Origin of the sequence: Methylocystis sp. (assembly GCF_021731785.1) — a bacterium.
Lineage (GTDB): Bacteria > Pseudomonadota > Alphaproteobacteria > Rhizobiales > Beijerinckiaceae > Methylocystis.
Map to the genome: position 1 here is coordinate 1 of NZ_JAKFWS010000119.1, position 9,309 is coordinate 9,309.

Sequence of the window (9,309 nt, forward strand, 5' to 3'; positions counted from 1 at the left end):
AGGAGCATCCGCGCGCGTTCGACCCGGCTCGCCGGTTCTGTCCGCGAACGCGCAAGCCTCATTAACTCCGCCAGGTCGCTCTCCGTAAACGCCAACTCGATCACTCGACGTGGAGCCGCCATGATCAACCTATCTCGTTCAGCAAATCGCTGAACAAGTGTATAAACGCAGCAGTGCTCCGACGGAATCCACCGCATATGAGCGGATTCAAGGAATCTGAGCACTAGGTCAGCGTGCTAAGTCCGCAAACTCGGGATGGCGCCGCAAATAGTCGACGACAAAGGAGCAGTCGGCTTGGACCTTCAGACCGCGCGCCCGCGCGAATTCCAGCGCGTTGCGGATGAGCTCCGAAGCGACGCCCTGACCGCGCAGCTGCGGCGGCGTTTGCGTCGAGGTGAAGACCATCACGCCAGTGTCGATGCGGTAATAGGCGAGCGCCGTATCGCCGTCGGCGTCGAGTTCGAAGCGACTGAGTTCCGGATTATCGCGGACGCTTCCCCAGTGATGTTTCGCCACAGCCCGACTCATGCCGGCCTCCTCAAGAGTTCATCCCCCGAAATGGGCCCGCCCGCCCAAAAAGGAAGGGCGCCTCCCGCTTGCGTTTTCGGCCATGCGGGGGTTGATAGGCCCCGCCCGCGCCGTTTGCTCCGGCGGCGGACAGGCTATGCTCGCCGCTCCCCGATTCGCCCAACCGGATACCACATGCGCCTTTCCCGCTATTTCCTGCCCATTTTGCGCGAGACGCCGAAAGAGGCCGAAATCGTCTCGCACAGGCTGATGCTGCGGGCGGGCATGATCCGGCAGGAGTCGGCCGGCATTTACGCCTGGCTGCCGCTCGGATTGCGGGTCTTGAACAAGATCAACGCCATCATCCGCGAGGAGCAGACCCGCGCCGGCGCCATCGAATGTCTGATGCCGACCATCCAGCCCGCCGATCTGTGGCGCGAGTCGGGGCGCTATGACGCCTATGGCAAGGAAATGCTGCGCATCGCCGACCGCCACGACCGCGAGATGCTTTACGGCCCCACCAATGAGGAGATGATCACCGAGATTTTCCGCGCCTCGGTGCGCTCCTATAAGGATTTGCCGCTCAATCTTTTTCATATCCAGTGGAAGTTTCGCGACGAGGTCCGTCCGCGTTTCGGCGTGATGCGCTCGCGCGAGTTCCTGATGAAGGACGCCTATTCCTTCGATCTGACGGCCGAAGCCGGCCGCCATTCCTATAACAAAATGTTCGTCGCCTATCTGCGCACCTTCGCGCGCATGGGGCTGACCGCCATTCCGATGGCGGCCGAATCCGGCCCGATCGGCGGCAACAGCCATGAATTCATCATCCTCGCCTCGACCGGCGAGAGCGAGGTCTTTTGCCATAAGGATTTCCTGTCCTTCGCGCCGCCTCCGGCCTCGGTCGATTTCGACGATGCGGCGGGTCTGCAGGGAATCGTCGACAAATGGACCAGCCGCTACGCAGCGACGAGCGAGATGCATGACGCGACGGCTTTCGCCACAGTCCCGGAGGAGGCGCGGGTCGCGGCGCGCGGCATCGAAGTCGGCCATATTTTCTACTTCGGAACCAAATATTCCGAGCCGATGAAGGCCGTGGTCAACGGGCCGGACGGCAAGGAGGTCGTCGTGCAAATGGGTTCCTACGGCATCGGGCCGTCACGTCTTGTCGCCGCCATCATCGAGGCGAGCCATGACGACAATGGCGTCATCTGGCCTGAATCGGTCGCGCCGTTTCACGTCGGCGTCGCCGACCTGAAAGTCGGCGACCAGGCGACCGGCAAAGTCTGCGCCGCTCTCATCGAGCAGCTTGAGAACGCCGGTCTGGACGTGCTGCACGAGGACCGGGACGAACGTCCCGGCGCGAAATTCGCCACGCTCGATCTCATCGGCCTGCCCTGGCAGGTTCTCGTCGGTCCCAAAGGCCTCGCCGAGGGCAGGGTGGAGGTGAAGCAACGCCGCACGGGAGAGCGCGAGCTGCTCGCGCCCGACGACGCCGTCACCCGCATCGTCGCCGCCATCAGGCCGGGGCGGGCATGACCGAAGCGGCTCTGCCGGCGAAAGGCGCCGGCGCTTTTTCGGCCTTCGAGTGGACATTGGCGCTGCGCTATCTGCGCGCCCGCCGCGCCGATGGCTTCGTCTCGGTGATCGCCGGATTTTCATTTCTCGGCATCATGCTGGGGGTCGCAACCCTGATCGTCGTCACTTCGGTGATGAACGGATTTCATCGCGAGCTGATGGACAAAATCCTGGGCGTCAACGGCCACGCCTTTCTTCAGGCGGTGGAGACTCCCTTCACCGATTGGGATCAGGTGTCCGCAAAGACCGCCAAGCTGCCGGGCGTGCAGCTGGCGATTCCGATGGTCGAGGGCGCGGCCGGCATATCGACTCAGTTCGGCCAATCGGGCGTGCTGGTGCGTGGCGTTCGCGAGAAGGATCTGACGCGGCTGCCGGGCGTGGCGAGCAATGTGAAGAGCGGCGCGCTGGCGGGGTTCGACAAGGCCGGCGGCGTCGCCATCGGCCAGCGGTTGGCGGAAACGCTCGGGGTCAGCGTCGGCGACCCGGTCAGCCTGCTCATCGCCAAAGGCGCGCAGACGCCGTTTGGCGTCGCGCCGCGGATCAAGGCCTATAATGTCGTCGCGATCTTCTCGATCGGCATGTCCGAATTCGACAACGTCTTCGTCTACATGCCGCTCTCGGAGGCTCAGCTCTTCTTCAATAAGGAACATGAAGCGACGGTCATCGAAGCCTTCGTCTTCGATCCCGAGAAGATGGACGACTTTCGCATGAACGTCGAAAAAGCAGTCACGCGTCCTCTAATCGTCACCGACTGGCGCCAGCGCAACAAAACATTTTTCGACACGCTGCAGGTCGAAAAAAACATCCTCTTTATCATTCTGGCGCTGATCGTCGTGGTCGCGGCCTTCAACATCATCTCAGGCCTGACGATGCTCGTGAAGGACAAGACTCGGGACATCGCCATATTGCGCACCATGGGCGCGACGCGCGGCGCAGTGCTGCGCGTCTTCCTGATTATCGGCGCTTCGATCGGCGTCGTCGGCACGCTGGCAGGATTTGCGCTGGGTCTGGCGTTGGCGAAAAACCTCGACGCCATTCGCGTCGGGCTCAACAAGCTTTTCGACGCCAATCTCTTTCCCGCGGAATTCTATTTCCTCTCGCGGCTTCCGGCGATCGTCGACCCGCGCGAAGTCGCGGCGATCGTCGTCATGACTCTCGTTCTCGCCATTCTCGCCTCGATCTATCCAGCCTGGAAGGCAGCGTCGCTCGACCCGATCGAAGCGCTGCGGCACGAGTAACCGCGATGAACGAAGCCGTTCTCGAATTGCGCAACGTCGCACGCCACTATCGCGAGGGCGAGGCGCGACTGGATATCCTTGTCGATATCAATCTGTCGATCCACCCTGGCGAGACGGTCGCGCTGCTGGCACCGTCGGGCGCCGGCAAGTCGACGCTTCTCCATATCGCCGGGCTCCTGGAGCGACAGGATGGCGGCGAGGTCCTGATCAAGAATGCGCCGACGTCGCGCATGTCCGACGCCGAGCGCACGCGGCTGCGGCGGGCCACTGTCGGCTTTGTTTATCAATTCCACCATCTGCTGCCGGAGTTCTCGGCGCTCGAGAATGTCGCGCTTCCGCAGATGATCAATGGCTTGAACAAGGGCGAAGCGCGCCTCAGGGCGCAACAGCTGCTCGATTATCTGCGGCTTGGACCGCGCGCGTCGCATCGGCCCTCGGAGCTTTCCGGCGGCGAGCAGCAGCGCGTCGCCATCGCGCGCGCGGTCGCCAATGCGCCGCATCTTCTGCTTGCCGACGAGCCGACCGGCAATCTCGATCCGCGCACGGCCGAGCATGTTTTCGGGACGCTGCTGGCCCTCGCGCGCAGCACCGGACTCGCGGCGCTCATCGCCACTCACAATCTCGAACTTGCGAAACAAATGGACCGCCGCGTGACGTTACGCGACGGTCGTGTTGAGCTATTGAGCTGAAGCGGACTTAAGCCTTCGGCTTCTTGGCCATAAACTGATTCCTGTACCACAGGCCGAAACCGACCAGCGCCAGCGCCCCGAAGAACACGGCGATCGTAATTTCCCTCGACTGCGTCAAACCGACGGAGAAGGGGAAGCGCGCGACATATTCCTTGGTCCCGTCGTCGCTTTTCGCCTTAACGAGCCCGATGAACTTTCCCTCCTGCGGAAAGACGTGCTCGAAGGTGAGGGTGCCGGACTTATACTTGTTGGGCGGAGAGTAATATTCGGTATTGGCCTCGAGATTTTCATTGTCGTCCTTCTGGCCGACGTCGCGGATGACGCGCATCTCGAGGTTCATGTCGCGCAGTTCGTCTTGCTGAGCGTCAAGCGTGATGATGGTGGGACCTGCGTCTGGAATGTCGTCGCAAAACTGCTCGCGTGACTTTTGCGGCTGGTAGCCGGTGAAGGTCATCGTATCCGGGCCAAGCTTCATTAGGCACTGACCCTGGTTGACGCCGACGTCGCCGTGCGCATGCGCTTGCGTGACCCAGCCGGCCGCCGCCACCAGCACGGCGGCAAAAAATCGCATCATCATCTGGTTTTCTCCCTTCTGGACCAGCCGCTCTCATTCAGCGGTCTTAAATGGCGCGCGGGTTCGGTCCCGACGCAGCCATGTCTCGCACACTCTTTGTGCGAAGGCGAGCCAACGAACAAGCTTCCGGACCGTCAGCAACGCTTAAGTTAGTATAGATCAAGAGCGGAGCGTTTGTCCCGCGACCAAGAGACACACGGCAGACAAAAAATACGCGCAGTTCCGCCCAAAAAAGCTTTGCGCCGCCCGTTCATTGTACATTCCCGTCGGCGGACGATAAAAAAATTCATATCGTCTGACGATAGATATTTGTCTACGCTTCCGAGATCGAGAAATCACCTATTCGTCATGTATTTATCTCACGCCAGCGCAATTTTGATGCAATGCTCGGCGGCAGGGTTGGCGAAGTTAAATTTTCATTTAGCTTAGTCCAACCTCCACAAACCGACGGCGGCAAACATGCTGAACTTTCCATATCTACGCCCGCAGAATGAACTTTCCGGCAATGGCGGCGGTCTTTCGACCGTATGGTTGAAAGATCGTCAGGCTCTAGTATTGCGCAAGACTCGACCAGGTTTTGACGCACCCACGATCAGGACAATTACTAATATTTTAGCCGCGATCGACCGAGGGGAGCTGAACGAAATTCGCTACCTCGTTTACGATTTCGCCCATGGCGCACGCGAAGCGCCAAGGCCGGCGGAAGGCTTCGGAGACATCGCCGCTGAAAATTCGGAGCTGATCGTCGATACGCCGGTGATCACGCTCGCCTGGGCCCGGGGCCTGATGAGCGGCCCGGATTTCGACTTCGCCATGCATTGCTCGGCGATTGTCGCGGAAAAGAGCGCGCAGTTCTCCTTTTCGGGAGATCCAGTCGACCTTCTGGGACTCTACGCTGCGGTCGGCCGCACATTGGGCTTTGTCAAGGCCGAGCGTCTCATGGCGTGCGATACGGCGCTGACCGCCGAAGAAGCGCGCGACCTGCTAATCGTTCGAGACGTCGTCGAACCGCAGGCGGGCACCACCGCGATCGAGAATTACCTCGCGCAGTTCGGCCGGCGCTACAATGCGTCGCACGCGATATTTCGCGCGCAGCGCATGGTGCAGCCTGTCGTCGACAGACGGAGTCTGGCGGCGCTTGAGCGCATCTGAAGCTTGCTTGCTGAACGCTCACGCCGCGCTGACAAGGCGCGGCGCGTCGCGCCAATCGGCAAGCAGCGGTCGAAGCTCCTCGATCGGCCGGGGCCGCGTATACAGATAGCCCTGAATGAGGAAAATATTCTTGCTCGCCATGAAGGCCAGTTGAGCGTCGGTTTCGACGCCTTCGGCGACGAGATCGATCGACAAATCTTGCGCAAGCGCAGAGATCGCCGAGATGATCGCCTGAGTTTTAGGCGACTCGATCGCTTGCCGCGCGAAAGAACGGTCGATCTTGACCTTCTTTACCGGGAAACGATTGAGATAGCCAAGGCTGCTGTAGCCGGTGCCGAAATCGTCCAGCGAGAGGCGCACGCCCAGCGCTTCAATTTGCCGCAATTTGCTATCGACGTCATCGGATTCCATGAGCGTCGTTTCGGTGATTTCGAGCTCCAGGCGATCGGGCTCCAATCCGGAGTCGCGCAGTGTCTGCGCGACCATCTCGGCCAAATCCTTCTGCTGGAATTGTCTGGGCGCGATGTTGACCGCGACGCGGACGTTTGAGGGCCAGGATTTGGCGTCATCGCACGCCTGCCGTAACGCCCAGGCGCCGAGCTCGATAATCATGCCGGTTTCTTCCGCGACAGGAATGAATTCGCCCGGTCGGACCATTCCTCTGGTCGGGTGGCGCCATCGCAGCAGCGCCTCCAAGGAAACGACGGTCGCGGTGCGGGAATCGACGACCGGCTGGTAATAGACCACGAGTTCGTTTGCCAGGAAGGCATGGCGCAGCTCGGTGTCGATCGCCCGCTTTCGGGTCAGGGCGTCTTGCATCTCCTGCGAATACCAGATCGCCTTGCTGCGCCCTTGCGCTTTCGATCGGTAGAGCGCGAGATCGCTGCATCTGAGCAGTCCGCCGGACGTCTCCGAATCCTTTGGCGCCGCCGCCATGCCGATGCTCGCGCCGATGTTGATGACGTGGTTTTCGACAACGAAGGTGCGATGCATCTCTCCCAGTATTTTCGCGGCGAGTTCGTCGACGTCGGGAAGCTTGTCGCCGGCGCGTAGCAGCACGCAGAACTCGTCGCCGCCGAGCCTTGCGACCACATGCGGTTGGGGGACGCAGGCGGCAAGACGCGCGCCGACCGCCGACAGCAATTGATCGCCAATGGAATGGCCCAACGTGTCATTGACCTCCTTGAATCGGTCGAGGTCAATGTTGAGCAGCGCGGCCTGAAATCCGCGCTGCCCGAGCTGAAGCATTTCTTCCTCGAGCGTATCCTGAAACTGGTATCGATTCGGCAGATTTGTCAGATCGTCGAAATGCGCCATGCGCTCGATCTCGCGCAAAGCCCGCTTTTGAAGCGTCACGTCCTCGATGACGGTGACGAAGGATCCCGTTTCGGCGCGCTCGCAGTGGAATTCGAAGAAGCGCTCACCAAGCTTGTGCGTGAAGATGTTCGCGCGCGGCATTGCGACGTGCCGCTTCCATCGCTCGATGAAGATGTCACTTTCCTGAGGCGACAGCTCCACGCTCTTGCCGATGGCATGCGCAAGCGCTTCGAGCTTGATCGGCGTCGTCGCCGCCACGATGCCGAAAAAATCGAAGACGCGCCGATTCACGACCGTGACAGACAGATCGGCGTCTCCCATGCATAGGCCATGCGTCATGGAGTTGAGCGCCAGACTGAAGAGCGTTCGCTGTTTCACGGCCTCGTAGCCGTTGCGAAGCGCTGTTTCGAGATTGGCGTGCAGAAACGTTGTTGTCGACTTTACGGCAATCATGCCCATGATGAGGACAAGCGTCAGTCCCCAATACCAAAAGCTATAGTAAAAAAGACAAACGATCGCGAGTGGCGCGCACGCTCCGAACACCTGTCCGAAAACGATCATTGGCCTGCCGGAGTTGCGGCTCGCCAGCGCGCCAGCGCAGCCGGTCATCAGGATCACGCCGTAATAAGCGAGCATTTCATCGTGGTGATCGACGAACAGTATCGCGGCGGTGACCCCGACTGCCGTCATAAAACCGACCGCGCCGATTGCGTACCGAAGTTCCCAGCGCCGCGCATCCTTTCGGCGCTGCGCGGGAGGTTGACGCGTATATGCGAGCAACACGGAGATGCGATATGCGGCCATGCCGCTCATTAAGATGATGAGCTGCAGGTAGACATCTTGCCAAGTCGTTAGCCAAGCGACGATGGGTGCGAGCATGCCGGCGGCTATGCCGGCAAGAAAGGCGCCCTGGGTTGCAAAGAGAGTTTCGACCAGATCTTGATAGATTACGTTTTCAGTCTTCACCTCGGCCATTGCTTCCGTCTTCTCAGCGAAAGCCTCGCCTGAAGATTCGACCGGGCGCGAGGCGCTTTCCATTGTCACCCTCTGATGGAGATGGATCGGCGCAGCCACTTTAGTTTGCGGAGCCGATTGAGCCAAGAAGACGACGTTGTGCGCGAACCAACCGCTCCATGTGACGCAGGTCAGCGTCACTGATACGTGTGGAGCATTCGGCCCAAAGGTCAGTAATCCGTATGAGTTCTTCCCGGGTGAGCGGCGACGACCGGCGCCGCGCCTCCGCTAGGATCCGCCGTCGCGTCCAAGCCGCCTCGCCGCCTTTAGCCATCCAAGCTAGCGTCGCCGAACGAAGCTCGCCGTCCGATGCGAGCGCATCGACTGCTTCAAGATCGTACATCTCGTGGCCCGTATACACTCGGCCCTCAGAAATGATTTTTTGCGCGAGAGCGACCCCCAGCTTCCGGGTTAACAGAGAAACCGCCCCCATTCCAGGAAATGTGTTGAACGCAATTTCGGGCATTGCGAAACGAGCGTTTTCTTCGGCCAGAATGAAATCTGTCGCAAGCGCCGCCTCAAAGGCTCCGCCAAGGCACTGGCCGTGCACCGCGGAAACGGTGACGATCGGCAAATCGAGCCCCCTCACGAGACTATCGATTAAATCAATACAGCTGTGCGCGTAGCGGCGTAATAGATCAATATTATGTGTGCGTATCGCGGCGGCGAAAACGCCTAGATCGCCGCCGAGATTGAAAACGCCGGGCTTATTCGAGGCGATGACAAGATAACGCACGGGCGTGCGCGCCGTGAAACCGGCGGCGAACATCGCCTGAAGGGATCGACTAAAGCGCGTCATCTCGCTCAACGTGTGCGGCGTGTAACAGACAGGGCCCTTAATACTATAAATCATCCAGACTGATTGTGTCGGTGCGTCATATTCGACATCGAGGTGATCGAACGTCCAATCTGGAAAATTCTGCGGAACAGGTCCGCGCGGCTTTGCGGCGCCAGTCATATCCAATACTTCAGGGCCAAGACCTCCCCCCTCGATCAAGCGAGAATGCGCATGAACCGCGAGGCTCTGCAGGGCAGGGTCGCGCGATCGCTTGAGGCTCGATGTGAGCCTTAAACTAGTAGAGCGTTTCTTTGGATCGACTCATATCATGCCGCGATGTCGATCTTGTAAGTCCAGGTATGAACGACAGGCTCACGGTTAACGTCGTCGATTGCCTCAATGATTCGATCCTTCAACTCCTGTTTGGACGCGACGCGGATATGGCGAAGTGCCGATCGCGCGAGC

Annotated in this window: 8 protein-coding genes and 1 pseudogene; 4 read left to right on the forward strand and 5 right to left on the reverse strand. The window is 60.1% G+C overall.

Annotated elements, in window-relative coordinates; genetic code table 11:
- Positions 1 to 228: 228 nt before the first annotated feature.
- Positions 229 to 528 carry a GNAT family N-acetyltransferase gene (locus tag QZ964_RS16995; protein WP_292532974.1) on the reverse strand — a complete coding sequence of 100 codons (300 nt, stop codon included), beginning with the start codon at positions 526 to 528 and terminating at the stop codon, positions 229 to 231.
- Positions 529 to 702: 174 nt separating this feature from the next.
- On the opposite strand from QZ964_RS16995, the gene proS reads away from it, so the two are divergent.
- Genes proS through QZ964_RS17010 form a run of 3 tightly spaced genes read left to right on the forward strand, consistent with a single transcriptional unit; the run spans position 703 to position 4,009 of the window.
- Positions 703 to 2,043 (forward strand): proline--tRNA ligase, encoded by a 1,341-nt coding sequence (gene proS, locus QZ964_RS17000; RefSeq protein ID WP_292532975.1) that lies wholly within the window; start codon positions 703 to 705, stop codon positions 2,041 to 2,043.
- Complete coding sequence (locus QZ964_RS17005; protein WP_292532976.1) at positions 2,040 to 3,320, forward strand: lipoprotein-releasing ABC transporter permease subunit; 1,281 nt, start codon at positions 2,040 to 2,042, stop codon at positions 3,318 to 3,320. Before proS ends, QZ964_RS17005 begins: the two co-directional genes overlap by 4 nt.
- Positions 3,321 to 3,325: 5 nt before the next feature.
- Positions 3,326 to 4,009 (forward strand): ABC transporter ATP-binding protein, encoded by a 684-nt coding sequence (locus QZ964_RS17010; protein WP_292532977.1) that lies wholly within the window; start codon positions 3,326 to 3,328, stop codon positions 4,007 to 4,009.
- A 7-nt stretch (positions 4,010 to 4,016) separates the two neighbouring features.
- Here the strand turns inward: QZ964_RS17010 and QZ964_RS17015 are convergent, their stop codons facing one another.
- Positions 4,017 to 4,586, reverse strand: coding sequence for a hypothetical protein (locus QZ964_RS17015; protein WP_292532978.1), 570 nt, complete (start codon positions 4,584 to 4,586; stop codon positions 4,017 to 4,019).
- A 456-nt stretch (positions 4,587 to 5,042) separates the two neighbouring features.
- On the opposite strand from QZ964_RS17015, the gene QZ964_RS17020 reads away from it, so the two are divergent.
- Entirely contained in the window at positions 5,043 to 5,735 is a 693-nt protein-coding gene (locus tag QZ964_RS17020) for an enoyl-CoA hydratase-related protein (protein WP_292532980.1), read from the forward strand.
- A gap of 18 nt (positions 5,736 to 5,753) precedes the next feature.
- Here QZ964_RS17020 and QZ964_RS17025 read toward each other — a convergent pair whose 3' ends face one another.
- The 3 genes and pseudogenes from QZ964_RS17025 to QZ964_RS17035 all read right to left on the reverse strand — a co-directional run.
- On the reverse strand, positions 5,754 to 8,090 hold the full coding sequence (locus tag QZ964_RS17025) for an EAL domain-containing protein (protein ID WP_292532981.1): 2,337 nt from the start codon (positions 8,088 to 8,090) through the stop codon (positions 5,754 to 5,756).
- A gap of 37 nt (positions 8,091 to 8,127) precedes the next feature.
- Complete coding sequence (locus QZ964_RS17030) at positions 8,128 to 9,024, reverse strand: crotonase/enoyl-CoA hydratase family protein (RefSeq protein ID WP_292532983.1); 897 nt, start codon at positions 9,022 to 9,024, stop codon at positions 8,128 to 8,130.
- 146 nt (positions 9,025 to 9,170) lie between these two features.
- A pseudogene (locus tag QZ964_RS17035) lies at positions 9,171 to 9,309 on the reverse strand (IS630 family transposase); the annotation flags it as partial.

Excerpts from the sequence above, each read along its gene's own strand:
- QZ964_RS17010 (WP_292532977.1), top strand. The coding sequence starts at position 3,326 with ATGAACGAAGCCGTTCTCGAATTGCGCAACGTCGCACGCCACTATCGC.
- proS (WP_292532975.1), top strand. The coding sequence starts at position 703 with ATGCGCCTTTCCCGCTATTTCCTGCCCATTTTGCGCGAGACGCCGAAA.
- QZ964_RS17020 (WP_292532980.1), top strand. The coding sequence starts at position 5,043 with ATGCTGAACTTTCCATATCTACGCCCGCAGAATGAACTTTCCGGCAAT.
- QZ964_RS17025 (WP_292532981.1), bottom strand. The coding sequence starts at position 8,090 with ATGGAAAGCGCCTCGCGCCCGGTCGAATCTTCAGGCGAGGCTTTCGCT.
- QZ964_RS16995 (WP_292532974.1), bottom strand. The coding sequence starts at position 528 with ATGAGTCGGGCTGTGGCGAAACATCACTGGGGAAGCGTCCGCGATAAT.
- QZ964_RS17030 (WP_292532983.1), bottom strand. The coding sequence starts at position 9,024 with ATGACTGGCGCCGCAAAGCCGCGCGGACCTGTTCCGCAGAATTTTCCA.
- QZ964_RS17005 (WP_292532976.1), top strand. The coding sequence starts at position 2,040 with ATGACCGAAGCGGCTCTGCCGGCGAAAGGCGCCGGCGCTTTTTCGGCC.
- QZ964_RS17015 (WP_292532978.1), bottom strand. The coding sequence starts at position 4,586 with ATGATGATGCGATTTTTTGCCGCCGTGCTGGTGGCGGCGGCCGGCTGG.